Here is a 26632-nt window from a genome sequence, read left to right as displayed (position 1 = left end):
CTTATGGGGTCACCTCGATGGCGATGCTGAATTGAATGGATGGCGCCTTGCAGGATGGAACCGCCTGATTGCATACCGGGTCGCCCGTAGCGCTCAGTGTAACCGTTCCCGGCTTTAGCGCGTCATAGAGTCCCTGCGCTCCCAGAATCACCATGACGTTCTTCACCCGCTCCACCACCGTCTGATCGCTGATGGAAATATCCCAGGTATACTCATTCCCCAATTTCAACAGGAAACGCTCGCCAACCGCTAGCTGGATTGTTTTGCCGGAATCCTCCAAAGTAATCGTTTTCGAATCACCGGCGCCGGTAGGGTTTGGGGTTGGTGTACGAATTTCCGGCGGTATCCCCTGCGTCGGGGCAGGTTGCAAGGCGCAGCCTGCCAGCAGCAGGCTAAAGATCATTGTAAAAGTGAACAGCAAAGTGACCTTTTTCATCGTTATTCTCCATTTATTGAACAAAGTGAAGACGTCGCTGGAGGGTCAATGGTTCCCGAGCATGATCTCGGCTGCGGGCATGTGACTCGGCTCAGGTGAGGGCCTGTAACCGCGCAAAGCCCTCGATGAGGATCCGATTAAGCCAATGATGTAAAAGGGAAGCGTCTCTTTTTTGAAGCGATTTATCCGATTGAAGACGCTTTTTGATTCTTGAATAATCTTGCGGCGTTGATCATCCTCGTATTCAGCCCGTGGCGGCCTCTGCTCGAGAGCGAGGTTAAAGACTATCTTGGCAGAATCGGGATATCCGCCGCTCTCCTGATGGTCGTGGAATTGACCTATCGAAGTGCGCGCCTGGAAAGGTATCGGCAGATCCTGGTAGGTCTTCTCATCCTCTCTGTCGCGGTCTCATTGGACTTGATCTTTGGCACTTACCTGATCAAGGCCCTGGGCGTCACCGATATTGCCCCTGTCGGCTGGGCTGTCCAGAAATTAAATGAAGGTTTCATCGTCATCAGTGCGATCATTCTCTTGAACAAGACAGCCGGGGACAGCCCGGGTTCGATCTACCTCCAGAAGGGCAACCTGAAACTGGGTCTCATCATCGGGGCGGCTACTTTCCTGCTCGCTGCGGCAGGCTCCTTCCTCATGGCTGGCCTGTTCAAAGCACGCGACTTGAGCATCGCCAGGATCACTCCGTGGATTCCCTGGCTGTTGATCTATGTGCTGGTAAACGGCACCATGGAAGAACTGATGTTTCGGGGGTTGTTCCTGCGAAAATTGCAACCATTCTTTGGCAAGATCATTTCGAATTTCCTGGTCGCTTTCGTATGCACCGGCCTGCATGGCACGGTAACTTATTCGGCAGATAATTTACTTTTTCTGGCCGTGACCTTTCCACTGGCTTTACTCTGGGGATATCTCATGCAAAAGACCGACAGTATGTGGGGCTCGATATGGTTCGATGGCGGCATGGATATTCCGATCATGCTCGGCATTTTCTCGAATCTCGCGTGATCCTTCCGGTGCAAGATTTCAATCCGAACGCAACGCGTTGCTCGACGATGCTTTTACGCGAATAGAATTGCCCTGAATCCACGCTGGCGCCGCGCCGGAGAACCTGGCTTCGAAGCGGGTCATGGAGAAGATTGGCATGCAGGATGTCGGGTTGGATGCAGAAGGCGGCTACGCTTTCACGTTGACCCGCGTAAAGTATTTGAGATCCCTGCCCGGGTTTTAGCAGTCTGAACCTTGTCTGGATTCGCTGGGCCCTGCGAAACGCCTCCCACTGGGAAATGGCGCTTTTTCACGTGCCGTATATAATAAAAATAGGAATTTGTGTTTGATTTTGTTGCAACGCGTTCAGACCTGGAACGCCGCCAGCCGATTTCCCAATCCAGTTGACGATTAAATTGAATAACCGGGCCAATTCCCATGATGCTTTGGTTACTGGTTGAACCCAACGAACCGGCTCTTCCCTGCGCACACAGTTGGCGGGTCGGGGGATAGCCGCGGCCCCATGGGCCCGGTGCCTCGTGTCGACCTTGGAGGTGAGAGAATTCCGCGACGGCGCGTGGAACTCGCAAGCGATTGGGCCTTGAAAAATGACCGGATGATTTCTTTTGAAATAAGAATCCGTTGTCCGGACCGCCCCGGGTTATGGCATCGAAGTCATCCACGCGATGATGAACATTATTGCAAAAGGAGCAAATCATGAAATCCCCAATGCCGCAGTCGATCAAACACGATTACAAAGCCCGAATTTTGAAATTGCAAGCGTTTATGAAGTCCAACAACCTGGACGCGTTCATTGTCTCCACTCAGGATTCCATCTACTACCTTTCCGGCGCATCCTACATGCCGGTGGAGCGCCCCTTTTTCATTGTGGTTCACCCGGAGGGCGTTCCCCAACTGGTGGTGCCGCAGCTCGAATACGACCACATGCGCAAGGTCGAGGGATTCGGGGAGATTGGATCGTATTTCGAGTACCCGTCCATCGAAGGCGAGAACTGGTACGACAAATTGAACAGCATGCTCGGCGGGCAGGCTGTGGTCGCCATCGAGCCGGAGCTTTCGGTGTCGAAAGCCGCGCTGCTGAAGGTGAAGGAGACGGTCGTCTCGCCCTTCATCACCGAAATGCGCAGGATCAAGACTCCGGATGAGATCGCGGCCATCCGCAACGCGGCGGCGTGGACGGACAAGGGCATGCACCTGGTTCACCATGGGCTGTACCGCGGTCAATCCGTGATCGAGACGACCATGCCCGCCAAGACCCTCCAGACCGGCGTCATCTCATCCGGCGAGTTCGACTATTTCAACTGCAGTTTCATCACCGCCGGCTGGGCCGCGCCGAAGAGCGCCCAACCCCACAGCCTGCCCGACATGCACATGCGCATGGGTTCCGGCCCGATCGTTCTGATGAGTTATAACCGCGTGAACGGCTACGCCGCCGAGGTCGAGCGCACGGTGTTCCTCGGCGATCCGACAACGGAAGAGCGCCGGCTCTACGATATCGTCATGCAGGCCAGAGCCATCGCTTATGGAATGGTCAAACCCGGCGTTCGCTGCAGCGACATCGACGTTGCCACGCAGGAATTCTTCAAGTCGAAGGGCCACGGCGACCGGGTCATCCACCGCACCGGACACGGCATCGGTTTGGGCAACCACGAGCAGCCCTGGCTGAGCTCCGGCAGCCAGGACGTGCTGGCCGAAAACATGGTGATCAGCATCGAACCCGCGCTGTATTTCCCGGAGATCGGCGGTTTCCGCCATTCGGATACGGTTCTGGTGACGAAGGATGGCTATGAGCGCATCACGCAGTATCCGGACGACCTCGAATCGCTCATCGTGCACGAGAAGCGTCTGTTCCTGCAGCTCAAGGGCAGGATCATCCGCAAGGCGATCCATTACTGAGCCCGGCTCGAACAAGGCAACGAATCCTTTTCGGCGGGACAGCCGAAAGGGGACGATCAAGCCATTCAGTGCCAAGAAGCACCGGTGTTTTAATTGACGGAAGTTCGGCGTTTGGATACAATGAAGATTATCCCGTTGGATGATTTCATTCAATACTTCTTTAGGAGGAGATGAAATGAAGGGTTTATTCAAGGTGACCACCAAGACCATCGTAGCCACCGGGTTGGGCGCGGCGATTTTCTGGCTATTATTCATGTTCGTCAAAATCCCGTCCCCCATTCCTGAAACCAGCTTCCAGACGGCTTACGGCGTGAGCGCCTTTTTCGCCACGCTGTTTGGCCCGATTGCCGGCGCTTTGATTGCTTTCATCGGTCATGCCTTCAGCGATTTCGCGCAATACGGTTCCCCCTGGTGGAGCTGGGTCATCGCCAGCGGTGTCTCCGGCTTCCTCTTTGGTTTTGCCTTCAAGCGCACCCGGGTCGAGGAAGGTGAATTCAAGGGCAAGGACATCCTGACCTTCAACATCATCCAGGTGATCGGCAATGCCATTTCCTGGCTCGTGGTTGCTCCCGTGCTGGATATCCTCATCTACCAGGAACCGGCCAACCTGGTCTTCACCCAGGGCGCTGCCGCCGCGGCCATGAACGCGGTCAGCGCCGGCATCATCGGCACCCTGCTGCTGATTGCCTACGCAGCCACCCGCACCAAGAAGGGCAGCTTGAGCAAGAAGTAAGATTTACACTTCTGTTTTTTTCGCGCTTTCTGAAAGCTCAGACTCATGTGGTATAACAGGTCTGAGCTTTTTATTGAGTAAAGAACCCGAATGAACCCACAACCGATCATCGAATTCACCCACTTCTCCTTCCAGTACTTTAGCCAGGCAGAGCCAACCCTGCACGATATCAATCTGAAAATCTATCCTGGCGAAAAGATCCTGATCGTCGGACCCAGCGGCAGCGGCAAAAGCACGCTGGGTCACTGCCTGAACGGGCTGATCCCATTCGCCTACAAGGGCGAAATCCAGGGCAGCCTGAAGATCAAGGGTCTCGAAACCAGTTCGCTCAACATCTTCGAGTTATCGAAGATGATCGGCACCGTTCTGCAGGATTCGGACGGCCAGTTCGTCGGGTTGACGGCGGGCGAGGATATCGCCTTCGTGTTGGAAAACGACAACGTCCCGCACGCCGAGATGCGCGAACGCGTGCAGCAGGTGGCCCGGATGGTGGACATGGACCATCTGCTGACCTCGTCGCCCTTCGAACTGTCGGGCGGGCAGAAGCAGCGCACCTCGCTGGCCGGCGTGATGATCAATGACGTTGAGATCCTGCTCTTCGATGAACCCCTCGCCAATCTGGACCCGGCCACCGGCAAGACGGCCATCGAGATCATCGAAGACATCCATCGGGAATCCAGCAAGACCGTCATCATCATCGAGCACCGCCTCGAGGACGTGCTGCACCGGGATATCGACCGCATCATCGTCGTCAACGACGGGCGCATCATTGCGGACATGAACGCGCATGCCCTGGTCGCTTCGCCGATTTTGCAGGAGGTGGGCATCCGCGAACCTCTGTACGTCACTGCGCTGAAATATGCCGGCGTGAAGGTGACCGAAGAAATGCAGGCCGGGCACATCGAGACCCTGAAAGCCGACCTCTCTCGCGAAGCGCTGCAGCACTGGTACGGCAGCATTCAGAAAGAAAAGAAGGTGGATGACCGCCCATCCATCCTCACGATGGAAGGCGTCTCCTTTTCCTACGACGGCGTTCGCCCCGTGCTGCAGGATATCCATTTCGACATTCAAGAAGGCGAGATGGTCTCCATCGTCGGCAAGAACGGTGCCGGCAAATCCACGCTTTCCAAGCTGCTGTGCGGCTTCGAGAAGGAAGACTGCGGCAGGATTCTCTATGCGGGCAGGGATATCCGGGATCAATCCATCAAGGAACGGGCCGAGATCATCGGCCTGGTGATGCAAAACCCCAACCAGATGATTTCGAAGGCCATGATCTACGACGAGGTGGCCTTGGGTCTGCACCTGCGCCAGGTACCCGAGGACGAAATCAAGCCCCGCGTGGAGAAGGTCTTGAAGATTTGCGGCCTGGCGCCGTTCATCGACTGGCCGATCGCCGCGTTGAGCTACGGTCAGAAGAAGCGCGTCACCATCGCTTCCATTCTGGTGTTGGATCCGAAGATTCTCATCCTGGATGAGCCCACCGCCGGCCAGGATTTTCACCATTACACCGAGATCATGGAATTCCTGGTGCAGGTCAACCGGCTGGGAGTGACGGTCATTCTGATCACCCACGATATGCACCTGATGCTCGAATATACCCCGCGCGCCATCGTGCTGGCCGGCGGGCGCAAGATCGCCGACACCGCGGCCTCCGTGGTGCTGACCGACCCCGGGGTCATCGCCGAGGCCAACCTGAAGGAGACCTCCCTGTTCGCCCTGTCTCATATGGTGGGCATCGCGAACGGCACGCAGTTCGTTCAGGGTTTCATTGATTACGAACGGAGGTTGAAAAATCGATGAACCTCAAAATGAAGTTCTTCTCCTACAACCTCGCCGACACCTACATTCACCGGCTTTCCGGGCTGACCAAACTGATCTGCTTTCTGTTCCTGTCTTTCGCGGTCATGTATTCGTACGACATCCGGGTCATCCTGGCCGTGATGGTTTTTTCCATCCTGCTCATGCGCGTGTCGTTGATCCGCTATTCGCAGATCCGGGTGATGGTGATCTACGTGCTGATCTTCGTGCTCACGAACGCGGTCATCAGTTTCCTCTTCTCGCCGGAATACGGGGTGACCATCTACGGCACGCGCCACGCGTTCGCGCGCGTTTTCGGAATCTCGCTGACATATGAACAGCTCTTTTACCAGGTGACCAAGTTCTTCAAATACATCTCGGTCATCCCGTTGGGCATGATCTTCCTGATGACCACCAACCCCAGCGAGTTCGCTTCTTCGCTGAACGGCATCGGAGTCAGTTACAAGGCCGCCTATGCGCTGGCGCTGACGCTGCGCTACTTCCCGGATATCCAGCGTGATTATCACGATATCTACCTTTCCCAGCAGGCGCGCGGGTTGGAGCTCTCGAATAAGGCCAAATTCCTCGACCGGTTCAAGAACTCGCTAATGATCGTCATCCCGCTCATTTTCTCCACGCTCGACCGGGTCGAGCTGATCAGCAACGCCATGGACCTGCGTGGTTTTTCGAAGAGCAAGACGCGCACCTGGTATACCTCGCGCAGGATGAACCGTGGGGATTACCTGGCGATCGGCGTCTCGGCGCTGATCTTTGTGATCACGGTGTGCGTTTCGATCTTCATCAATCACAGCCGGTTCTACAATCCATTCATCTAGAAAGAGACTTCAGCGGTGAAACCCATGGTGAAACCCATCCTGGTTTTTCAAACGGACTTTACCTATCAGGAAAGCGCGGTCTGCGCCATGTACGGCGTAGTCAAGAGCGTCGACCGCGAACTCGAGATCATCGACGCCACTCACGAGATCCCGCAGTACGACATCTGGAGCGCATCCTACCGCCTGTACCAACCCATGCGCTTCTGGCCGCAAGGCACGATCTTCGTCTCGGTGGTCGATCCCGGCGTCGGCACGGCACGCCGGGGCTGCGTGGCCCGCACGGTGGACGGCTATTTCGTGGTGACGCCGGACAACGGTTCGCTGACCCACGTCAAGGCCTGGGTGGGCCTTTGCGAAGTGCGCGAGATCGACCTGAAAGTCAACCGCCTGCGCGGTAAGGACACCGAGGAGACCAGCGTGTTCCACGGCCGGGACGTGTTCGGCTACACGGCGGCCCGCCTGGCCTCCGGCGTCATCGATTACGCTGGCGTTGGCCCGGCGTATCCGGTGGAGGAGATTGTCACCTTTCCCATCCTGGAGCCGGCCCTGGAGGGCGGTAAAGTGCGCGGCATCTTCGAGATCGGCGACCCGAATTTTGGTAACCTGTGGACGAACATCCCGCTATCGACGTTCGAGAAAGCCGGCTTTGCCTACGGTGATACGCTCCATCTGACCGTGCGGCACGCCGGGCAGGTGGCCTTCGACCAGCGCGTGACCTTCCAGCGCTCCTTCGGCTACACCGCTAAAGGCGACGTGGTGATCTACAACAACGAACTGATGAAGGTCTCGGTGGCGGTCAACCAGGGCAGCTTTGCCAGGCGCTACGATCTCGGTTACGGCCCCGATTGGGAAGTCGAATTCGAAAAATAATCCTTTGCCCATGGCATTCTTGTAAGGGCAATTCATGAATTGCCCTTACAAGAATGGGGTCCGGACATCCAACGATGATCCCGACTTTCCTCCAACCCTTTTGATATCGATACCATCATCTGTGTAAAAAAATGTACAATATTCCTTAATCCTCGGCCTCGGGGGGATTTGCCGATTAACCCAAGGGATGAAAAAATGGGAATCAACGACTACGCTGCGGTTGCTGATTTATACGATATCTACGTCCCCGCCACCTTCGACATCGATTTCTTTATCACCGAAACCAAAAAGATCTCCGGCGACGTGCTGGAACTGATGTCGGGCACCGGCCGGGTTTCGATCCCCCTGATCGAAGCCGGCGTGAACCTGACCTGCGTGGACAAATCGGCCGAACTCAACGCGGTCTTCGCCAAAAAGCTTGAAGATTTGGGGCTGAAGGCAGAGATTCACCAGATGGACGTTCGCGAACTCGAGTTGGGCAGGCAGTTCGCCATGGCCATCATTCCCTTCAACTCCTTTTCTCACATCACCTCGCCCGTGGACCAGCGAAAAACGCTCGAACGCATCCGGCAGCACCTGCGGCCAGGCGGCATTTTCATCTGCACCCTGACCAATCCAAAGGTCCGCCAGAAAACCGTCGACGGCCAACTGCGTTTGCTCCGCATTTACCCCCTGCCGGAAACCGGAGGCGAACTGCTCCTGTGGATCGTCGAAAACCGGGTCCCGGAGGATGCCCGGATTGTCGAGGCCTTGCAGTTCTACGAGGAATATGATTCCAGGGGAGTACTCTTTTCCAAGCGTTATATCGAACTGTATTACCGTTTTACGCAGCGGGACGAATTCGAAGCGCTCGCCCGGGCGGCGGGTTTTCGGGTCAACGCGCTTTACGGTGATTATTCCCGGATTTCATTCAACGAAGACAGCCCGTTCATGATCTGGGTGTTGGAAAAGGCCGACTAAGCCGCTCTTCCCCGTACGATCCTCCTGGAACCGGGGCGGCCCTGAGTATAATAGGGATGCTGTTCGTAAGGCTGAACAGCAGTCCGTGCAATCCTTATCGATATTTAATCAATGCACCAGGAGATCCTTTCCATGTCAGAGGTCAACCCCGAACAGGCCGCGGCCATCCAGAAAATCACCGAACTTGCGCGCGCCTTGTACGAAGCGCTCGACGGCCAGGACACCCGCCAGATTCTGAGCGCTCAGCAGGCCCTGAGCGCGGCGGCCGAAGCGATGTGGTCGCGTGTGAACGCCGACGAGAATATCAGCCACCCCGATAAAGCCATCGTCCGCCTGCTGGCCGAGGCGGCCATTCAGGAACTGCCGGAAAAGATCCACGATCCGGCCAATTATCCGCAGATCAAACACGATCTGCGCCTTTTGAAGTCCTCGCTGGTCCTGCTTCAATAACCCGTTTCCGGAACGCCTGCCGACCGGCGAGCAGATCGAGGAGTGATCCATGTCTCCTGCCCAACCCGAAGGTTACCTTGCCGCTCCACCCGCTGAGGGCGGACACCCTGTGCTGGTCCTGCACGCCTGGTGGGGCCTGAACGCCGCGCTCAAGGCGTTCTGCGACCGCCTGGCCGGGGCCGGTTTTGTCGCTTTCGCGCCGGACCTGTATCACGGCCGGGTCGCTGATACCATCCCCGCCGCCGAAGCGCTCGCCGGGGCGCTGCGTCCCCAATATCCCCGAGCCAAAGCCGAGGTCGCCGAAGCGGCGCGCTTCGTCAGCCAGCGCGCCGGGGGTTCCGGGCGCGGATTGGCCGTGATCGGATTCTCGCTGGGCGCCTTCTACGCGCTCGATTTGGCTGCAGCGGATTCCGACCGCCTGCGCTCCGTCGTGCTCTTCTACGGCACCGGCGGCGGCGACTTCAGCCGTTCGAAGGCCGCTTTCCTCGGCCACTTTGCCGGGCACGATCCTTACGAACCTCCGGCCGAAGTGGACGCCCTGGAGCTGGCCCTGAAACAGGCCGGCTGCCCGGTGACGTTCCACCGCTACCCAGGCACCGGGCACTGGTTCTTCGAGCCCGACCGGAGCGATGCCTACCATCCGGCCGCGGCGGGCCTGGCCTGGGAGCGAACCCTGGCCTTCCTCAACCGTCCCGCGGAATTAGAAAACAGGGATACAGAAGATGAAGAGGCTGGATAACCCCTAGGATCGACGTCCGTCGTTCTTCCACTGCGCCCAATAAACCCAGATCCAAAGCGTGAAGCGGATTCATGGCATAAATTTCCCATCCCGGCTCCAAACAGGTCATTTCCTTGCAGATCTTTTTATTCAAGCTCTTGATTACTCCGTTCTTTATCGGTTCCGCCACCCTCGCCGGGCGGAAATGGGGGCCGGCCGTGAATGGCCTGCTGGTCGGGCTGCCCCTGACGACCGGACCCATCTCGTTCATCCTGGCGCACGAGTATGGATTGGCGTTTGCCTCCCAGGCCGCGGCAGGCAACCTGGCCGGGCAAATCTCGATGTGCGTTTTTTGCCTGATCTACAGTTTGGCCGCGCAAAAACGCGCCTGGTTGACCAGCGCTTTCCTGGCCGTGTCCGCCTTCCTGCTGACGACTTTTCTTCTAAATCAATTCGTCTGGCAGATCCTGCCGGCGTTCATCGCGCTGGTTCTCGTAATTGCGGTGGCCGAGCGATCCATTCCCCGTCATTCCTTTGCCTCGGAATCTTCATCCTACCCCAAATGGGATCTGCCCGCCCGGATCGTCGTGGCGACGACGTTCGTGATCCTTCTCACGACGTTCGCGAATGTATTGGGCCCTCAACTGAGCGGGTTGATATCAACCTTCCCGATTTTTGGGGTGGTCTTCGCCACGTTCACGCATTCCCAGCAGGGCCCGAATGCGGTCGCTCGATTGCTGCACGGGATCGTCCTGAGTTCGGTATCCTATGCCTTCTTCTTTTTGATCGTGGGCATGGGTTTGACCCACCTGGGGATCGCGCTGACCTATACGATCGCCCTGTTGGTGACGGTGGGCATCAGCGGCCTCTTTTACTTCGCGACCCGCAAGGATCAGCCCCAGGTCGTCCGCGAATAGTAGGCTGGCAGCCCAGGGAGAAAGGCTCGAAACCACTTGAAACCCAAACTGATCCTCATCGGCGGCGAAGCCTGGACCGGCAAGAGCACCTGCGCTGAAATTCTATACCGGCGCCTGAACAATTCAGCCTGGCTGGACGGCGACGATGTCTGGCGGGTGAATCCCTGGTCGCTGGACGACCCCCGGCTGCGCACCAGCGACGTCAACATGGCGTTCGTCCTGCAGACCTATCTCCAGTCGCGCTTCGATTACGTCATCCTGTCGTCGATCGTCTTGAGCGAGCCGGCCATCACCGCCCGCATCCTGGAACGGATCCAGGGCGTGGATTACACGTTGATATCCATTACCCTGATGTGCGACGCGGCCACCCTGGCCGAACGCGCCCGGCTGCGGGACGAGAACGTCGATCCCTGCTTCCTACTGCTCGAGCGAACCCGGTCGCTCACCGATACGCTCAAGATCGACACCGCCGGAAAGACGCCGGAAATGGTCGTGGAGGAAATGCTGGCGGTCATCCAGGGCGTGAAGTGAGCATCGGCCCTTCCACCATCGAGGCCGCCGGGCTGGCCAACCCGCCCGCGGACGATGAGCCGTTGGATCGGGAACCGGGCCGCTGAAATCGTTCTGCGCTTGAGGCGTTCGGTCGAAAGACTCTTTTTGGGCTGCGGATTATAATGAATACAGATGAAATCATGGAGGAGGGACAATGCAGATTTTCTTGATCCTTGCCCTGTTGATCGCAATTCTCGCGGTGATTTTCGCGGTTCAAAATGTGGCCGTTGTGTCGATCAGTTTTTTTGCCTGGCATATCCAGGTTTCCCTGGCGGTTGCCCTGTTGTTGGCGTTGGGCGCCGGGGTGCTGATATCGGTCTTGGTTTCGATTCCCGGGATGGTAAGACGCGGCTGGAATAACGCTTCGAGCAAAAAGAAGTTCTCCAGCCTTGAAGTGGAACGCGACAATCTGAAACGGAAAGCTGATGAGGCCGCGTCGGTTCGAGAACAGGCCTTGAAGAAATTGGAAGAATCGGAGAAGGAAATCTCGGATCTGGAAGAACGACTGGCAAGCTTTTCCGCCGCCCTGGACGAAGCCCAGGAGAGGCTGAACTCAACCCCGCCTTCCGGCGCGCTGCCGCCGCAAACGCCGCCGCCTTCGGCGAGCCCGGCCACACCGGCGGAGAATCCACCTGCGGACATGGGGAATAATCCTTGATAAAAAGACACCTACCTGGCGCGCAGATCCGGCCGGAGGTGCAATACCCGGGGAAATGAACGGCCCGCGTGCTAAAACGGTGCTTTCAACCCCGAAATGCTGCCTGTGGATTGCTTTCGTGGCGCCGCCGCCGGGATTTGTTTACACATTTGGCTCAGGAAGATGACCCCTCATGAAAAACGTCTTCATCAAATGGTTCATGTCGATCAATACCCTGCTTCTCCGGCTCAGCCGGGGGCGGATCGGGAGCCGGCTTGGGACGCAGACCATCCTCATCCTGCACACCATTGGCCGCAGGTCGGGCCAGGACCGCGCGACGCCCATTGCCTATTTTTCCTACGAAGGCCGCTATTTGATTGTTGCCTCGAATTGGGGAAAAGACACTCAGGCGGATTGGTATCTCAATCTAAAAAAGGACCCCCACGCCAGGGTGGAGGTCGATGGCAGGATCGTCCCGGTGATGGCCCACGAAGCCCGGGGCGAGGAATATGAGCGCCTGTGGCAGTTCGCCACCGGGCGTCATCCGCCCTACCTGGAGTACCAGAAGATGACCACCCGCCCCATTCCGATTATGGTATTCGAGCGGGTGGGTTGATTACGTGACAGGTAAGGACGGTGGGCCCTCACCAGCCCTGCGCACCCGGTGATCCATTTACAGGATGGGCAGGCAGGTGGAAAGGTGGGCGCGCGCGTCCCTCTCACAGATCGTTCTACCTCGGCCGGCGTTTGTGACCGCCCCCGCGATGGCCGGATTGGCCGCCCCGTCGTTCTGACTCGTCCCCTGAACGCGCCTCCGACCGGCGGAAATCATGCCGGCGTTCGGGTTTGTCCTCGGAGGGCGGCGGCACGACCGGGCCGTAAAAAGTCTCTTGGTAGAAGTCATCCAGGAGCATGGCCAGCAGGCCGTCCTCGTCATTCCCGGCCAGGCTGCTGGCCAGCGGAATGAAGCGCTGCATGCGTTCGGCCTGCAAGTTGTCGCGGGCGCGCAGGCGCGATTCCAGCAGGGTGATGACGCGCTCCGTGACCACCTGCTGCACCGTTTCGTCGGTCGGCAGCGGACGCTCTTCGATCGTGAACGAATAGCGTTTGGCGATGCGCATCAATTCGGCGCGTTCGAGCACGTTGACCAGCGTGATGGCCGTGCCGCTGCCGCCGGCCCGCCCGGTTCGCCCGGAGCGGTGAATGTAGGCCTCGGGATCTTCCGGCGGCTCGTACTGGATGACGTGCGACAGTTCCGGCAGGTCGATGCCACGCGCGGCCACATCGGTGGCGACCAGGAAGCGCAGCGCGCCCTGTCGAATGCGGGTGAGCACCGCTTCGCGCGCTGCTTGCGAAAGGTCGGAGGTCAGCATATCCACGTCATACCCGAAGCGCCGCAGGACGGTGGTCACATATTCGACGCGGACCTTCGTATTGCAGAAGATGATGGCCGAAAGCGGGTTCTCGACTTCGATGATGCGCACCAGGCTGCGGTCCTTGTCCATGCGCGGGACGTTGTAATAGACATGCTCGGTTTCGGTGACCTGAATGTGATCGCTGCTGAGGTTGATAAATCCGGGGTCGCGCAGGAACTGGCTGGTCAGGCGCATCACCTGGGGCGGGAAAGTGGCCGAGAACATATACGTGCTGATGGGCCGGTCCGGCAGGTAGCTCTGCACCCGGCGCATGTCGGGGTAAAAACCCATCGAAAGCATGCGGTCGGCCTCATCGAAGATCAGGTATTTCAGGTCCCTGAGCGACAGCGAGCGGCGCAGCAGGTGATCGAGGATACGCCCGGGGGTGCCGATGACAATCTGCGCCCCGTTTTTGAAGGCGTCCAGTTGGGCGCGATAGCCGACGCCCCCGTAGACGGCGATGGAACGCACGCCGGTTGTCTGGCCGAGCAACTCGGCTTCGGTGGCCACCTGCAGGGCCAGCTCGCGGGTCGGAACCAGGATCAGCACCTGGGCCGCGTTTTGGAGCGGATTGACCAGCTCGAGCATGGGCAGCAAATACGCGCCGGTCTTGCCGCTGCCGGTGCGCGATTGGATCATCATATCGCGCTGCGAGAAAAGGTAGGGGATGGCCTTGGCCTGAACGGGCAGCAGCTCGCTCCAGCCCGCCAGCGCGGCGCCCTGGCGCAGTTTTTCGGGTAAATCGGCCAGTCTGGCCTCGGGCAAAACATCCTGCGGCGCCGGGTTCAGGGGTTCGCTGGTAGGCGGGTTGCCCGTGGAATAATCGTTTTCTTCCATTGTTTGACTACTTTCTAATCATAAGAGTTTCATCTAAGATTGTAACTTGGATATACCGATCGAGATAGAGGAAGTTTACGGAAGGATTCGTTTAAGTAGGTCGGTTCGGAGGGGGTGAGGGGCGCACGCCGCAATTTGGCCCATGCGCCCCCGGAGAACCGACTTTGATGGCGCGGCTTGGGACGTCGGGTTGAGGGACAACGGTCTGACGGTCCCCTCGGTAGAGGCTGGCGGTCAAGGCTTGCAATGCAGTCCCTCAACCCGACCTACCGTTGTTGATAGCCACAATGTAGGTCGGTACGGAGGGGGTGACCGGTGCATGCCGCAATTTGGCCCATGCGCCCCGGAGAACCGACGTCCAGGCCGCGGATCATGAACGGTTAACTTTGATTAGAATACGGCTTCACTTCCCGGCAGCGCGGGAAATTTGGGCAGCCGTAAAACTTCTTGCCTTTATGTTCGCCCTGGGTAACGATGCGGAGCACCATGGGAATTCCGCATTTGGGGCAAATCGGCGCCGCGGCGGGTGAAGCGGGTTTATTTTCTGAAATTTGCACTGCAGGCGGTTTGCTTTCCGCCGGACTCGTTTCTTTATGGCTGTTGGTTATGTCGATATGCGGCGAAATCAAGGCATCGATTTCGCGGGTGCTGTAGCTGCGCTGATTGGGGACGTGCAGTAAGGGCAGGCTCGCCGCCTGAAAAACTTTGTCCACGAACTCATCCCGCTCGATTCTTTCCGATCTTTGATGACTCGCGTCGTCCAACTCGATCCCCAGCAGCGGCTTCATGGTGGTTGCATCGCAAACCAGAAAATCCAGATGCTTTGCGGTGATTTTGTTGTAATATTTGGCGTTTTCATTGGGGCGGGCCACAAAAAAGAGATCCGCCAACCGGACCTTGGATTGAACGACCCTTTCCGTACCTGTTAACGATGAGAGGATCCGATAGAATGAAAATTCGGCGGGCGAAAGGAAGTCATCCCGCAGACGGTAGGGGAAGACTTCCTCTGGTTCATCGATGGTCGTGTCGGCTGAAGAATCGACACGCTTTACTTTCTTTTTTCCTCCAAAGAGATTGAAAATTGCGCCCAGGCAGCCTGGATTTTCATTGAGCGTATCTGTCATGTTAGCCTTCTTGTTGTGATCGTGTTCAAAACGAAAATATTGGGGGTGGAGAAAGTCGATATATCGATTCGCCTCGACATTTCTCAAATGTAACTATTCTACAAGAAAATTAGAAATGATAGATCATAAACCTCTTTTGCTTCCGGCAAGGATGTATTCCCATCGGGTAAAGGGACAATAATCGCCCCGAGTAGGTCGGTTCGGAGGGGGTGGCAGGCGCGCATCGCAATTTGGCCCATGCGCCCCCGGAGAACCGACGTTCGGGCCGCGGCTTTGGACGTCGGGTTGAGGGACAAGGATCTGACGGTCCCCCCCGGTAAAGGCTGGCGGTCAAGGCTTGCAATGCAGTCCCTCAACCCGACCTACCGTTGTTGATAGCCACAATGTAGGTCGGTTCGGAGGGGGTGACTGGTGCATGCCGCAATTTGGCCCATGCGCCCCCGGAGAACCGACGTTGATGCCGCGGCTTGGGACGTCGGGTTTCGGGACAACGGTTTGGCGGTCCCCTCGGTAGAGGCTGGCGGTCAAGGCTTGCAATGCAGTCCCTCAACCCGACCTACGCGTCGTTGATGGCCACAATGTAGGTCGGTTCGGAGGGGGTGAGGGGCGAACGCCGCAATTTGGCCCATGCTCCCCCGGAGAACCGACGTTATGGACCTATCCATCTCCAGCGGCGATCATTCCCCGAATTTCGTTGGAATCTAATATCTCCGGGTATGCCCCATCCCGCATCAATTTGTGAATGCTCGAATATTTCCAATCTTCCGGTTTTTCAACCCAACCATGTTTTACCGGGTTGTAGTGAATATATTCCATGTGTCTTTCAAGATCCTGATCGTCGTGTAGAAAATGCTCCCAATACCGGTTTTGCCAGGGCTGCGTGTCGCCTGTTATCTGTTGGTATTCGATGGTAAAACCCGCTTTGATCAAGCGCCAGCGCATCGAATAATCTGCGTCGTTTTCGGGTAAGGTCCAGATCATGTGAAGGTGGTCGGGCAAAATAACGGCTGCAACGATGGTAAAGGGGTGCCTGGTTTGAACCTGGCGGCGCGATTCGCGCAACAGGTCGACATGCTGAGGAATGTGGAAGATCCTCTTCCGTTGGTGGGTTACCAATGTGAAGAAATAGGTGCCGCCCGGAATCAGCAGTCGGCGATATTTCATGAAAAGATTATAGAGCACAACGACGGCTCGGAATGTCGGTTCTCCGGGGGAGAAAATACCGAATTATGGCACTTGCCCGACACCCCCTCCGAACCGACCTACCCTTTATTTCAACCCGACCTACCCTTTACTGAGTCGTTATAATTAAATCATCTCTAACAATCCTGCCTGGACAAATGATTCCCTGCACCGCTGCTTTCCGCCCGGCTGCCGGTACCAAACTTGCAATATCAACTGGAGCCATAGATCGACCCACTGCCTTGCAACGCAATAGGGGGGAGTTGTAGAAAGGGTGAACGATGGGCGCATCCAGAAGAATAGGATTGATCTCAACCCGCTTCGCGGGAACCGATGGGGTATCGCTGGAAACTGCAAAATGGGCCGCGGTCCTGGAAGGCATGGGGCACCACTGTTTTTACTTCTGCGGCCTGAGCGACCGGCCGGCTTCCGTCAGCAGCGTGGTGCCGGAGGCCTTCTACCGCCACCCGGAAATCGATGAAATCAACCAGATCGTTTTCAACGGCTCCTGGGGCCAGATGCACCGGATGTTTACCGAAAACAATGGGCTCAAGGGGTTGAGCCGGGATTATTTTTCGATCTATATCCGCCCCCGGGACATCACGAAGAAGATCCAGGCGCTGCGGGCTCTCCTGCTGGAGGAGTTGTACCGCTTCGCCAGGCGCTTTGAGCTGGAACTGCTGATCGTCGAGAACGCCCTGGCCATTCCTTTGAACATCCCCCTGGGCCTGGCGATCACCGATTTCGTGGCCGAGACGGGCTACCCGGTCATCGCCCACCATCACGATTTCTACTGGGAACGCCAGCGTTTCCTGAACAATTCGGTGGACGATTATCTGGCGGCGGCCTTCCCGCCCAAACTGCCTTCGATCCGGCACGTGGTGCTGAACTCGATCCAGGCCAAGGCCCTGGCCGCGCGGGTCGGGGTGCCTTCGACCCAGATTCCGAACGTCATGGATTACGCCTCGCCGCCGCCTCTGATCAACGGGTACGCGAAAAACGCGCGCAAAGACCTGGGACTGGCTGACGGCGAATACCTGATCCTGCAGCCGACCCGCATCATCCAGCGCAAGGGCATCGAGCACGCTATCGAGTTGACCCGCCGCCTGGACCTACCGGCCAGGCTGGTCATCAGCCACGCCTCCGGCGACGAGGGCACGGAATATGAAAAACACGTCCGCGAGTTTGCCAACCTTTTGAACGTGACGGTCAACTTCGAGTCGAACATCGTCTCGCGCACCCGCGGAACGACCGAAGACGGGCGAAAAATCTATTCGCTGGGCGATATCTATCCGCTGGCCGACCTGGTCACCTATCCCTCCAGCCTGGAGGGCTTCGGCAACGCCTTCCTGGAGGCGGTGTATTACAAACGCCCGCTGGTGATCAACAATTACTCGATCTTCGAGGCGGATATCAAGCCCAAGGGCTTCGAGGTGGTCGAGTTCGACGGCTTCATCAGCGACCAGACCATCCAGAAGGCCCGCGACATTCTGTTGAACCCGCAAAAGTACGCCGAAAAGTGGGAGCGCAACTTCGAGCTGGCCCGCCGTTATTATTCGTATACCATGCTCGAACACCAGTTGAAACTGCTGGTGACGAATTGCCTGGGGATGGATGGTTAGAAGCTGCCGGTAAAAGCGTTCCCCCGCGCAGGGGCAGCCTCAGGCGAGCACGTCCTTTGCGATGGGCGTTTTGACTACCTGCTGCAGCGCGGCGATGAGCATCGCTTCCGGGGTGATGCGCTGCATCAGGTGGCTGGGAAGCTGGCCCTGAATCCACAGCGAAACCAGCCCGTGGATCAACCCCCACAGGCTGACGGCCTGCAGTTCGGCATCCATACCGCCGCTGTCCATGATCCCGGCTGCGCGGCAGCGCTCGACGATGGCCTTCAGCACCTGCATGTTGCGCTGCGAGATCTCCATGAATTCCGGGTGCCCGTGTTCGTCCTGGATGGCGCCCGAAAAAGTGATCTTATAGTGCGCCGGGGCTTCCAACCCGAACTGGACGTAGGCCCAGGCCGCGCCGACCAACTGGCGCAGCGGGTCTTCGGGATGGTCCGCCAGCACCTTTTCGATGCGTTCGTGAATCCGGGCGTGCCCGTCGGAAGCGATGGCCGCGATCAGGGTTTGCTTGTCGGCGAAGTGGGCGTACGGCGCAGCGTGGCTGACGCCGGCCCGGCGGGCCGCCTTGCGCAGGCTCAGGCCGCCCACGCCTTCCTCAGCCAGGATCTCGATCCCGGCCTGGATGAGCGCGTTCTTCAGATCGCCGTGATGATAATTATCGAGTGACATATGTAATATTTTATAGGAAAATCTTGACGCTGTAAAGATTAAAGTCTATAATCTTTACAGTGTCTAGATTGAAAAGGGGCGACTTATGGGAAACTACGACGCATTTAAAAAGCAGGTGGTGGATACCGCCCAGGATCTGACCCGCAAGGGCTATCTGATGGCGACCGGCGGCAACCTGTCAGTCCGCATCCCGGGACAAAACGCTTTTGCCATCACTCCCTCCGACTACGATTATTTCAAAATGACGCCGGATGACGTCTGCGTGCTGGATTTCGACCTCAAGAGGCTCGAAGGCCGCCTCAAGCCGTCGGTCGAATCGGCCATGCACGCCGCCGTGTACCAGGTGCGGGCGGACGTGAACGCCATCGTCCACACCCACCAGGTGTACGCCAGCGCGCTGACCCTGATCCAGGCGCCCATCCCGGCCCTGTTCGACGAGCAGACCCGCTTTTTGGGGCGCAGCGTGGAGATCATCCCCTACGTGCCCTCGGGCACGGGGCTTCTCAAAAACACGGTGGCCAAACACATCCGGAATCACAACAACGCCTTCATGATGCAGAACCATGGCGCGCTGGTCTTCGGCACCGACATGGAACGCGCCGCACACAACGTCGAAATCCTGGAAAAATGCTCCCTGGCTTACCTGCTGGCGATCTGCAGCGAGCGCAAGGTCAGCAAAGTGCCGCTGGCCGTGCGCGAGATTGCCTTCGCCAAACTGCGCAAGGACCAGGAGCGGGTCGCAAAGAACGCACTCGAGGCAAGCGGAGAATAATCATGGACGAGCAAAAATACGCCATCAGCCAGTATCCGGACGTCAAAGAAGTCTATGCCAGGCTGGACCGGCTCATCGGCCAGCCCATGCGCCCGGTCCGGCGCGAGAAGATGCAGGAATTTTTGGCCTACTTCGACGATCACTGCCAGCGTTCGAAGCAGCTCTCGGACGAGGCCGGGCAGTTCATCCCCGGCGGCGTGCAGCACAACCTGGCCTTCAATTATCCCTTCCCCATGGCCATCGAGAAGACCGACAGCGCCTACCTGTGGGATGTGGACGGCAACCGCTACATCGACTTTCTGCAGGCGGGCGGTCCCACACTGCTCGGCAGCAACTACGAACCGGTGCGCCGGAAGGTCTTCGAGATGCTCGAGACCTGCGGTCCGGTGACCGGCCTGTTCCACGAATACGAATTGAAGCTGGCCCAGCTCGTCAACCGCCTCATGCCGGCCGTGGAGATGTTCCGCATGCTGGGTTCGGGCACCGAGGGCGTGATGGCGGCCATCCGCGCGGCGCGGGCGTTCACCAAAAAGCGCTACGTCATCAAGGTCGGCGGCGCCTATCACGGCTGGAGTGATTCGATGGTCTACGGCCTGCACGTGCCGGGCACCGGCCGCCTCGAATCGACCGGCATCCCGCGCGGGGGCACCTCTTCGACCGAGGAAATTTTCCCCAACAGCCTGGCGGACTTGAAGCGGCATCTGATCCTCAACCGGTTGCGCGGCGGGACCGCGGCGGTTATCGTCGAACCGTTGGGACCCGAATCGGGCACCCGCCCCGTGCCGTACGATTTCAACCAGAAGGTACGCGAGCTGTGCGACGAGTTCGGCGCGCTGCTCATCTTCGACGAAGTCGTCACCGGTTTCCGCGTGGGGTTGGGCGGCGCCCAGGGCTATTTCGGCATCAAGCCTGACCTGACCGTGTTCGGCAAGTGCATCACCGGCGGCTACCCCATGGCGGGCGGCGTCGGTGGGCGGGCGGACGTGATCCGCTGTTTCGCGGCCGGCATCGGCGGCACCGGCGAGCGCGCCTACATCGGCGGGACGCTCTCGGCCAACCCGCTCTCGTGCGTGGCGGGTTATCATTCGCTGCTCGAGCTCGAGCGCACCAATGCCCCGGTCATCGCCGGGCGGGCCGGCGACCGGCTGACACAGGGCCTGCAAGTCCTTATCGACAAATACAGCCTGCCCTTCGTGACCTACAACCAGGGCTCGATCGTCCACCTGGAGACCTCGGGGGTGATGCTGCTCGACCTGCGCAACCCCATCCGGCTGGCGCGCGAGCTCAAACCGCGCAAGCGCATGATGGAAGAAATGGGAGCGGCGTACATGTCGCAGGGCCTGATCACGCTGGCGGGTTCGCGCATGTACACCTCCCTGGCGGACACGGACGAAGTCATCGACGACGCCTTGGGCAAATTTGAGACGGTTCTGGCGGCTTGCGCTTAGGGGGAACAGCATGGCGACCGATTTCAAACTCTACAAGTACCGCTGGGTGGTGCTGGCCGTTTTCATGTTCATCAATCTGACCATCCAGATGTTGTGGATCGCCTACGCCCCGATCACCGGGCCGGCGGCGGCGTATTACGGCGTGACGGATTTGCAGATCGGCTTCCTGGCGATGTCCTTCATGATCGCCTTCATCCCGCTGTCGATCCCGGTCTCGTGGGTCATCGACACCTACGGCTTCCGGCTGGCCGTCAGCATCGGCGCGGTGCTGATGGGCGTCTTCGGTCTGCTGCGCGGCTTCGCCGGCCAAAACTATACCCTCGTCCTGTGGAGCACCATCGGTATCGCCGCGGCGCAGCCGTTTCTGCTCAACGCGTGGACCACGGTCCCGGCCAAGTGGTTTTCCATCGAAGAACGCGCCACCGCCGTGGGCATGGTCCAGCTTGCCAACCTGGTCGGCACGGCGCTGGGCATGGTGCTGACCCCCATTTTGATCGAGACCATTTCCATTCCGAACGTACAATGGATCTACGGCGGCATTGCGGCTTTTTCATCCGTTCTGTTCCTGGTCTTCGCCCGCGAAGCCCCCGCCACCCCGCCCGGCCCGGCCGGCAGCGAGGCGCGCGCTCTGATGCTGGACGGCCTCAAACACGCCCTCACGGTGAAATCCTTCTGGTTGTACCTGTGCGTTTCGTTCATCGGACTGGGGCTCTTCAACGGCATCACCACCTGGGTCGAGAACATCATCCGCCCGCGCGGCCTGACCCCCACCGACGCCGGTACGCTGGGCGCGCTGATGCTGGTGGGCGGCGTGCTGGGCGCGGTGATCATCCCGCCCTTCTCGGATAAGAGCCACAAGCGCCAGCCCTACATCCTGCTCGGACTGCTGCTGGCCATCCCCGGCCTGATCGGGGTGACCTTCGCCACCAGCCGCCCGTTGATCTTCATCTCCGCCTTCGTCATGGGCTTCTTCCTGGTGAGCACCAACCCGGTCGGCATGCAGTACGCCGCCGAAATCACCCACCCGACCCCCGAAGGCACCTCCAACGGCCTGATCCAATTGTTCGGCCAGGCATCGGTCGTCTTCGTCTACATCATGGAAGCCCTGAAGACCGCCGACGGCTCCTTCACGCCGGCCATGGTTCTGATGATCGGGCTGCTGGTGCTGAGCGCGCTGCTGGTGACCCGGATGAAGAACCCCGAAAAACCCCCTGAACTCGAAAGCCAGCCTGCAATCGACTAAACCCCTATGCCCAACGAAAAAATCATCCTCGCAGTGGACCTTGGCACGTCCGGCATGAAAGTGGCCCTGATCACCCTCAGCGGCAAGGTGCTGGGCTGGGAAAGTGAACCCGTGCGCCTCATCCTCACCCCAGACGGCGGCGCGGAGCAGTCGCCAGAGGAGTGGTGGCAGGCCTTTCTTTCGGCGTCCGGGCGGATGCTGGCGCGCCACCGCGATGCAGCCGCGGACGTGATCGCGGTGTGCTGTTCCACGCAGGGCGAGGGGACGGTGGCGGTCGACCGCGCCGGCAACGCCCTGGGCAACGCCATCCTGTGGATGGACATGCGCGGCGAGCCGAACCTGAAAAGGCAGATGCGGGGTTGGTTCAACCTGGACGGCGCGGACCTCTTTAAGGTGCTGCGCTTCGTGCGCCTGACCGGCGGCATGCCCTCCATGACCGGCAAGGACCCCGCCGCGCACATGCCGTTCATCCGCGACGATCTGCCCGAGGTCTACGCGCGGACCTATAAATTCCTGAACGTGCTCGATTATCTGAACCTACGCCTGACCGGCGAGTTCGTCGCCAGTTACGATTCGATCGTGACCTCCTGGGTGACCGACAACCGCGACCCGAACGCGATCCATTACGATGATTCGTTGATCGGCATCCTGGGCATCGACCGCCGGAAGCTGCCGGACCTGGTGCCGTGCACGCACGTGATCGGCTGCCTGCGCCGCGACGTGGCCGTTGCGCTGAGACTTTCCACGGACGTCAAAGTGGTGGCCGGCGCCATCGACAACACCGCCGCCGCCATCGGCGCCGGGGCGGTCGAGGATTACGCCGCGCACCTGTACATCGGCACCTCCTCCTGGATCACCGCGCACGTGCCCTTCAAGAAGACGGACGTGGCCTCCAGCCTGGCGTCCATCCCGTGCGCCGTACCGGGGCGCTATCTGCTGACCGCGCTGCAGGCCACCGCCGGCGGCAACCTGACCTATTTGCGCGACAACATCCTGTATCACAAAGACGAGCTGCTCCAGGAAGCCGACGTGCCGGATATCTTCAAGGTGCTCGACCAGATCGCCGAGCGCGTCCCGGCCGGGGCCAACGGCGTGCTCTACACGCCCTGGATCTGGGGCGAGCGCGCGCCCGTGGAGGACCGCACGCTGCGCGCCGGGCTGTACAACCTGTCGCTGAACAACACCCGCGAGGATATCATCCGCGCCTTCCTGGAGGGCATCGCCTTCAATACGCGCTGGCTGATGGCGCCGGTCGAGAAGTTCCTCGGGCGCAGGGTGAAGTCGATCAACATCGTCGGCGGCGGCGCCCAGTCGGACGTGTGGTGCCAGATCTTCGCCGACGTGATGAACGTCGAGATCCGGCAGGTCAGCGATCCGCTGTACGCCAACGCGCGCGGCGCGGCCTGGATCGGCGCGGTCGGCATGGGCGAGATCCGCTTCGAAGATATTCCCAACCTGGTGCAATTCAGGATGATCTATAGCCCGCAGGCGCGGAACCGCGCGCTGTACGATGAGAAGTTCGCTGTGTTCAAACAGATCTATACACAGATGAAGGGCGTGTACGCGCGGTTGAATAGAACGAAATAGATTTTGCGTAGGTTGCGGTCTATTATTGACCGCACCATGATATTTTGATTGTGATTTCCAATTTTTATACTATAATTTTAAATATCTGTTTACCGAAGAAGCAGGTTAGCGGTGGCTGAGGTGTGTTTAATCACTAACGTAACCCACATTCTCTACATGACACTATGCTAAAATAGAAAATATTTCCTGCTTTACAATATCAATACTACTCTTTACGGGGGGAAAATGAACATTCCACGACCTATTAGTTTTTATAATGTTGAAGATGATTTGCCTCTCCTATTTCATGTAATTGATGTAGAACAAGGCTTGATGATATTGATTGTATTTCCCGACCAAACTACCATGATTTATGACTGCAATATTATGGAAGGGAATAAGGATAGAGTCATTGACTACTTAAAAACAAATATTCCATGGAGAATTGACTCAGAATCCAAAGAAATCCTTCAGTGGATTGATATTTATGTAAATTCGCACAGGGATCGGGATCATTATAGAGGGTTAAGGGAAATAGTTTCTGAATTTGGTGGAAAGAAAATTGGTATTAAGTCAATTTGGGACTCGGGCGAGTCTGGAGCCACAACAAATGACGATGATTATCAGTATTATATGGATCTACGACGTAGATTAGTTGAAAAATATGGTGAAAATGCAGTTGTTGTTCCCGCACCATCATTAATTCCTCTTCGTAATTTTGGAGGAGCTACTGTTTACTGTCTATGTTCCTCCAGAGACTTCTTAAGTGAAAAAATGGTAATGTCATATGGTGAACATTTCTTATTAGAAGAAGCATCTACTATTAAGGAAGCAAAAATCCAACACACTAACGCAATTGTATTGTCGATATCGTATGGAAATCGCAATCTCTTATTAACGAGTGATTCAGACTATATTGCATGGAGAGACAAAATCGTTCCTCAATTTTCCCAATTTGGCAGATTGAAATCGGATATATTGATTGCTTCGCATCATGGCTCAAGATCATTCTTTACTGATCCCCAATTAAATGAAGTAATTGATAGCAAAAAAAATCCTGAAAGCACATATATAGATTCAATTAATTTTATCGATCCCGCAATTGTACTTATTTCTTGTGGTCAAAAAGAACAGTATGGGCATCCAGATGAAGAAGCAGTAAAGATATATATGGAAAACGCTGTAAATAATCAAGTATATACGACGAATGTTTTAGGCACATTTGTCGGATTTATTAGTCGAGATAATAGATGGACTGTTTCACGATCATGTTTTACTCCGCACGAATCTACAGAAAAATATTCTTTTCAAATTGGTTGCAATTATGATTTTGGTGAGAATAAAAATATTCCTGGTACTTCAGGCGGCGATTTCAAAATTGGGAGTGGTTTGAAATTCTATATTAAGACTCATGATCCGATTCTTGAACCATCAAATAAAGTGGATATTTCTTGGGAAGTATCGAATGGTGGAATAAACGATGATCATGAACACCAGGAGATTTACTACAAGGGTGATCATGAAAATACTTCTAAATTTTATTTTGATCGTGAAGTATCATATGAAGGTATACATCTTTTAAGATGCCGAATAAAAAATAAGGAAAAAAATATAGATATAACAAGGATATTTGTTGTGAATGGAGTTAAAAAATGAGACTCGAAATTCCACAAGCAATATCGTTAGTATTAGCTCTTCCTGCACATCGCTCAAATAATTCCGGACATCAAAAATTCGGCGAGAAAATAATGGATTTTCTATTTGAATATAGAACATTGGGGGAAAACCCAATAGAATCACAGTTTAACAACGAAATGATCTCTGTTATTTCTGCATATGTCCGGGCATTTTCAGTTGAACGAGATAGGATTGCGGATGTTTGGAAATCTATAGAGAGCAAAAAAAAGAAAAAAGATGAACTCCTTGAAAATCTTAGAAATTTATCTCCACTATCGAAAGGAAATTATTGGGTTAAGGCAGTTGTCGCAGGGTTAGGCATACTAGGCATTAGCTTGCCTACTCTTATTGTCCAAATTCCAAGCTCATGGATCTATTATGTTATTGGATTCTTCTTTTTAATCCTTTTTTCCATTGAAGTACTCTCAATTTTAATAGTCTATTTTCTAGTTTCAGCAAATGAGGAAAAAAGAACAGTGAATCGTAATAATAAATGGGAAAGTGAGAGCATAAACAATTATAAAAAGATGGCAGGGATGTTGATTCTTGAGGCTATCGATTTACATTTGAAGTATTTCCCAAGCGAAAAAGAATATCTAGGTTATTGCCTTGAAGATCCAGTACAGGTAGAGAAATTTATGACTGATATTATTGAGAAGAAATTCTGTTATTAACAGCAAAGATTTATAATTGTATGGTTCATAGACATCGTGTCAGTATTACAAAGTATGAAGCACAAGATACAGTTTATAGATAATACGGTCAGCCTGCGTCCCGTAGGGGCATTTTGACCGCACATTTCGGTTTCTATTCTCATTAACTATGTGTCGAAGGGGGCCAGGCTGGTGGTGGGTGCGGTGCGCTCTTCGTTGACAGTCCCAATGTAGGTCGGCTCGGAGGGGGCGGCGGGTACAGGCTGCAATTTGCCCCAGACTCCCCTGAAGAGCCGACGTTCAGGCCGCGGTATGGGATTGAGCAAGTCTTTTTCTGTAAAATCGATCAGGTTATTCCAAAGTAAAGGTTCAATCGAGTAAAACTACCTTGCTTCCAGGTTGAGGTAAAGCCTGCCGACTTCCCATTCATCGCTGGTCTCCATCAGGATGGCACTTACCAACCGCAAACAGGCTCCTTCGTTTGGGAAAATGCTTACCACCCGGGTTCGTCGTTTGATTTCACGATTGAGCCGTTCCAGCCCATTGGTGGTGCGAATCAAACGCTGGTGAGTAGTGTAGGATTGTTTCTGTAAAATGCAGGACCT

Annotated in this window: 26 protein-coding genes; 20 read left to right on the top strand and 6 right to left on the bottom strand. The window is 56.5% G+C overall.

Features of this window, described 5'->3' with window-relative positions:
- Position 1: 1 nt before the first annotated feature.
- Positions 2-436 carry a YajG family lipoprotein gene (locus tag LARV_RS02505; RefSeq protein WP_075072158.1) on the bottom strand — a complete coding sequence of 145 codons (435 nt, stop codon included), beginning with the start codon at positions 434-436 and terminating at the stop codon, positions 2-4.
- Positions 437-646: 210 nt separating this feature from the next.
- On the opposite strand from LARV_RS02505, the gene LARV_RS02500 reads away from it, so the two are divergent.
- From LARV_RS02500 to LARV_RS02440, 13 genes are all read left to right on the top strand, one after another.
- Positions 647-1453 (top strand): CPBP family intramembrane glutamic endopeptidase, encoded by an 807-nt coding sequence (locus LARV_RS02500; RefSeq protein WP_075072157.1) that lies wholly within the window; start codon positions 647-649, stop codon positions 1451-1453.
- A 696-nt stretch (positions 1454-2149) separates the two neighbouring features.
- Positions 2150-3349 carry a M24 family metallopeptidase gene (locus tag LARV_RS02495; protein WP_083522268.1) on the top strand — a complete coding sequence of 400 codons (1200 nt, stop codon included), beginning with the start codon at positions 2150-2152 and terminating at the stop codon, positions 3347-3349.
- 175 nt (positions 3350-3524) lie between these two features.
- Positions 3525-4082, top strand: coding sequence for an ECF-type riboflavin transporter substrate-binding protein (locus tag LARV_RS02490; protein ID WP_075072156.1), 558 nt, complete (start codon positions 3525-3527; stop codon positions 4080-4082).
- A 90-nt stretch (positions 4083-4172) separates the two neighbouring features.
- Entirely contained in the window at positions 4173-5882 is a 1710-nt protein-coding gene (locus LARV_RS02485; RefSeq protein ID WP_075072155.1) for an ABC transporter ATP-binding protein, read from the top strand.
- On the top strand, positions 5879-6715 hold the full coding sequence (locus LARV_RS02480) for an energy-coupling factor transporter transmembrane component T family protein (protein WP_075072154.1): 837 nt from the start codon (positions 5879-5881) through the stop codon (positions 6713-6715). Before LARV_RS02485 ends, LARV_RS02480 begins: the two co-directional genes overlap by 4 nt.
- A 27-nt stretch (positions 6716-6742) precedes the next feature.
- Positions 6743-7585: an SAM hydrolase/SAM-dependent halogenase family protein gene (locus LARV_RS02475; protein WP_075075078.1), complete on the top strand. Its 843-nt coding sequence runs from the start codon at positions 6743-6745 to the stop codon at positions 7583-7585.
- Between the two features lie 195 nt (positions 7586-7780).
- Complete coding sequence (locus tag LARV_RS02470; RefSeq protein WP_075072153.1) at positions 7781-8545, top strand: class I SAM-dependent methyltransferase; 765 nt, start codon at positions 7781-7783, stop codon at positions 8543-8545.
- 132 nt (positions 8546-8677) lie between these two features.
- Positions 8678-8995 (top strand): hypothetical protein, encoded by a 318-nt coding sequence (locus tag LARV_RS02465; protein WP_075072152.1) that lies wholly within the window; start codon positions 8678-8680, stop codon positions 8993-8995.
- A 49-nt stretch (positions 8996-9044) separates the two neighbouring features.
- Positions 9045-9734: a dienelactone hydrolase family protein gene (locus LARV_RS02460; RefSeq protein ID WP_075072151.1), complete on the top strand. Its 690-nt coding sequence runs from the start codon at positions 9045-9047 to the stop codon at positions 9732-9734.
- A 113-nt stretch (positions 9735-9847) separates the two neighbouring features.
- Positions 9848-10630: a hypothetical protein gene (locus tag LARV_RS02455; protein WP_075072150.1), complete on the top strand. Its 783-nt coding sequence runs from the start codon at positions 9848-9850 to the stop codon at positions 10628-10630.
- A gap of 36 nt (positions 10631-10666) precedes the next feature.
- Positions 10667-11161 (top strand): hypothetical protein, encoded by a 495-nt coding sequence (locus LARV_RS02450; RefSeq protein ID WP_075072149.1) that lies wholly within the window; start codon positions 10667-10669, stop codon positions 11159-11161.
- A gap of 175 nt (positions 11162-11336) precedes the next feature.
- Positions 11337-11840, top strand: a complete 504-nt coding sequence (locus tag LARV_RS02445; RefSeq protein ID WP_075072148.1) for a lipopolysaccharide assembly protein LapA domain-containing protein — start codon at positions 11337-11339, stop codon at positions 11838-11840.
- 172 nt (positions 11841-12012) lie between these two features.
- Complete coding sequence (locus LARV_RS02440) at positions 12013-12435, top strand: nitroreductase/quinone reductase family protein (protein WP_075072147.1); 423 nt, start codon at positions 12013-12015, stop codon at positions 12433-12435.
- A gap of 115 nt (positions 12436-12550) precedes the next feature.
- Here LARV_RS02440 and LARV_RS02435 read toward each other — a convergent pair whose 3' ends face one another.
- The 3 genes from LARV_RS02435 to LARV_RS02425 all read right to left on the bottom strand — a co-directional run bounded on the left by LARV_RS02435 (position 12551) and on the right by LARV_RS02425 (position 16359).
- A complete protein-coding gene (locus LARV_RS02435) occupies positions 12551-14071 on the bottom strand; it encodes a DEAD/DEAH box helicase (protein WP_075072146.1) in 1521 nt (506 codons plus the stop codon).
- 380 nt (positions 14072-14451) lie between these two features.
- On the bottom strand, positions 14452-15282 hold the full coding sequence (locus LARV_RS02430) for a DUF2726 domain-containing protein (protein ID WP_236709908.1): 831 nt from the start codon (positions 15280-15282) through the stop codon (positions 14452-14454).
- 570 nt (positions 15283-15852) lie between these two features.
- A complete protein-coding gene (locus LARV_RS02425) occupies positions 15853-16359 on the bottom strand; it encodes an REP-associated tyrosine transposase (protein WP_075075077.1) in 507 nt (168 codons plus the stop codon).
- Positions 16360-16682: 323 nt separating this feature from the next.
- Here LARV_RS02425 and LARV_RS02420 point away from each other — a divergent pair, with 323 nt between their 5' ends.
- Entirely contained in the window at positions 16683-17999 is a 1317-nt protein-coding gene (locus LARV_RS02420) for a glycosyltransferase family 4 protein (RefSeq protein WP_201785856.1), read from the top strand.
- Between the two features lie 39 nt (positions 18000-18038).
- On the opposite strand, the gene LARV_RS02415 is transcribed toward LARV_RS02420, so the two are convergent.
- Positions 18039-18668, bottom strand: coding sequence for a TetR/AcrR family transcriptional regulator (locus tag LARV_RS02415; RefSeq protein WP_075072143.1), 630 nt, complete (start codon positions 18666-18668; stop codon positions 18039-18041).
- A gap of 85 nt (positions 18669-18753) precedes the next feature.
- Between LARV_RS02415 and LARV_RS02410 the strand changes: the two genes are divergently transcribed.
- From LARV_RS02410 to LARV_RS02390, 6 genes are all read left to right on the top strand, one after another.
- Positions 18754-19440 (top strand): class II aldolase/adducin family protein, encoded by a 687-nt coding sequence (locus LARV_RS02410; protein ID WP_075072142.1) that lies wholly within the window; start codon positions 18754-18756, stop codon positions 19438-19440.
- A 2-nt stretch (positions 19441-19442) separates the two neighbouring features.
- Entirely contained in the window at positions 19443-20888 is a 1446-nt protein-coding gene (locus tag LARV_RS02405; RefSeq protein ID WP_075072141.1) for an aspartate aminotransferase family protein, read from the top strand.
- Positions 20889-20898: 10 nt separating this feature from the next.
- Positions 20899-22131 carry an MFS transporter gene (locus LARV_RS02400; RefSeq protein WP_075072140.1) on the top strand — a complete coding sequence of 411 codons (1233 nt, stop codon included), beginning with the start codon at positions 20899-20901 and terminating at the stop codon, positions 22129-22131.
- Positions 22132-22137: 6 nt separating this feature from the next.
- On the top strand, positions 22138-23718 hold the full coding sequence (locus tag LARV_RS02395; protein ID WP_075072139.1) for a xylulokinase: 1581 nt from the start codon (positions 22138-22140) through the stop codon (positions 23716-23718).
- A gap of 225 nt (positions 23719-23943) precedes the next feature.
- Positions 23944-25353, top strand: coding sequence for a ComEC/Rec2 family competence protein (locus tag LARV_RS20020; RefSeq protein ID WP_152031665.1), 1410 nt, complete (start codon positions 23944-23946; stop codon positions 25351-25353).
- Positions 25350-26048: a hypothetical protein gene (locus tag LARV_RS02390; RefSeq protein ID WP_075072138.1), complete on the top strand. Its 699-nt coding sequence runs from the start codon at positions 25350-25352 to the stop codon at positions 26046-26048. Before LARV_RS20020 ends, LARV_RS02390 begins: the two co-directional genes overlap by 4 nt.
- A 362-nt stretch (positions 26049-26410) precedes the next feature.
- On the opposite strand, the gene LARV_RS02385 is transcribed toward LARV_RS02390, so the two are convergent.
- A partial coding sequence (locus LARV_RS02385; RefSeq protein ID WP_236709907.1) for a transposase occupies positions 26411-26632 on the bottom strand: 222 nt, incomplete at its 5' end.

Origin of the sequence: Longilinea arvoryzae (assembly GCF_001050235.1) — a bacterium.
Lineage (GTDB): Bacteria > Chloroflexota > Anaerolineae > Anaerolineales > Anaerolineaceae > Longilinea > Longilinea arvoryzae.
Note: the sequence above shows the minus strand (reverse complement) of the source record. Positions and strands in the feature narration are given on the sequence as shown.

Excerpts from the sequence above, each read along its gene's own strand:
- LARV_RS02505 (WP_075072158.1), bottom strand. The coding sequence starts at position 436 with ATGAAAAAGGTCACTTTGCTGTTCACTTTTACAATGATCTTTAGCCTG.
- LARV_RS02495 (WP_083522268.1), top strand. The coding sequence starts at position 2,150 with ATGAAATCCCCAATGCCGCAGTCGATCAAACACGATTACAAAGCCCGA.
- LARV_RS02490 (WP_075072156.1), top strand. The coding sequence starts at position 3,525 with ATGAAGGGTTTATTCAAGGTGACCACCAAGACCATCGTAGCCACCGGG.
- LARV_RS02485 (WP_075072155.1), top strand. The coding sequence starts at position 4,173 with ATGAACCCACAACCGATCATCGAATTCACCCACTTCTCCTTCCAGTAC.
- LARV_RS02480 (WP_075072154.1), top strand. The coding sequence starts at position 5,879 with ATGAACCTCAAAATGAAGTTCTTCTCCTACAACCTCGCCGACACCTAC.
- LARV_RS02470 (WP_075072153.1), top strand. The coding sequence starts at position 7,781 with ATGGGAATCAACGACTACGCTGCGGTTGCTGATTTATACGATATCTAC.
- LARV_RS02465 (WP_075072152.1), top strand. The coding sequence starts at position 8,678 with ATGTCAGAGGTCAACCCCGAACAGGCCGCGGCCATCCAGAAAATCACC.
- LARV_RS02460 (WP_075072151.1), top strand. The coding sequence starts at position 9,045 with ATGTCTCCTGCCCAACCCGAAGGTTACCTTGCCGCTCCACCCGCTGAG.
- LARV_RS02445 (WP_075072148.1), top strand. The coding sequence starts at position 11,337 with ATGCAGATTTTCTTGATCCTTGCCCTGTTGATCGCAATTCTCGCGGTG.
- LARV_RS02440 (WP_075072147.1), top strand. The coding sequence starts at position 12,013 with ATGAAAAACGTCTTCATCAAATGGTTCATGTCGATCAATACCCTGCTT.
- LARV_RS02435 (WP_075072146.1), bottom strand. The coding sequence starts at position 14,071 with ATGGAAGAAAACGATTATTCCACGGGCAACCCGCCTACCAGCGAACCC.
- LARV_RS02425 (WP_075075077.1), bottom strand. The coding sequence starts at position 16,359 with ATGAAATATCGCCGACTGCTGATTCCGGGCGGCACCTATTTCTTCACA.
- LARV_RS02415 (WP_075072143.1), bottom strand. The coding sequence starts at position 18,668 with ATGTCACTCGATAATTATCATCACGGCGATCTGAAGAACGCGCTCATC.
- LARV_RS02410 (WP_075072142.1), top strand. The coding sequence starts at position 18,754 with ATGGGAAACTACGACGCATTTAAAAAGCAGGTGGTGGATACCGCCCAG.
- LARV_RS02405 (WP_075072141.1), top strand. The coding sequence starts at position 19,443 with ATGGACGAGCAAAAATACGCCATCAGCCAGTATCCGGACGTCAAAGAA.
- LARV_RS02400 (WP_075072140.1), top strand. The coding sequence starts at position 20,899 with ATGGCGACCGATTTCAAACTCTACAAGTACCGCTGGGTGGTGCTGGCC.
- LARV_RS02395 (WP_075072139.1), top strand. The coding sequence starts at position 22,138 with ATGCCCAACGAAAAAATCATCCTCGCAGTGGACCTTGGCACGTCCGGC.
- LARV_RS20020 (WP_152031665.1), top strand. The coding sequence starts at position 23,944 with ATGAACATTCCACGACCTATTAGTTTTTATAATGTTGAAGATGATTTG.
- LARV_RS02390 (WP_075072138.1), top strand. The coding sequence starts at position 25,350 with ATGAGACTCGAAATTCCACAAGCAATATCGTTAGTATTAGCTCTTCCT.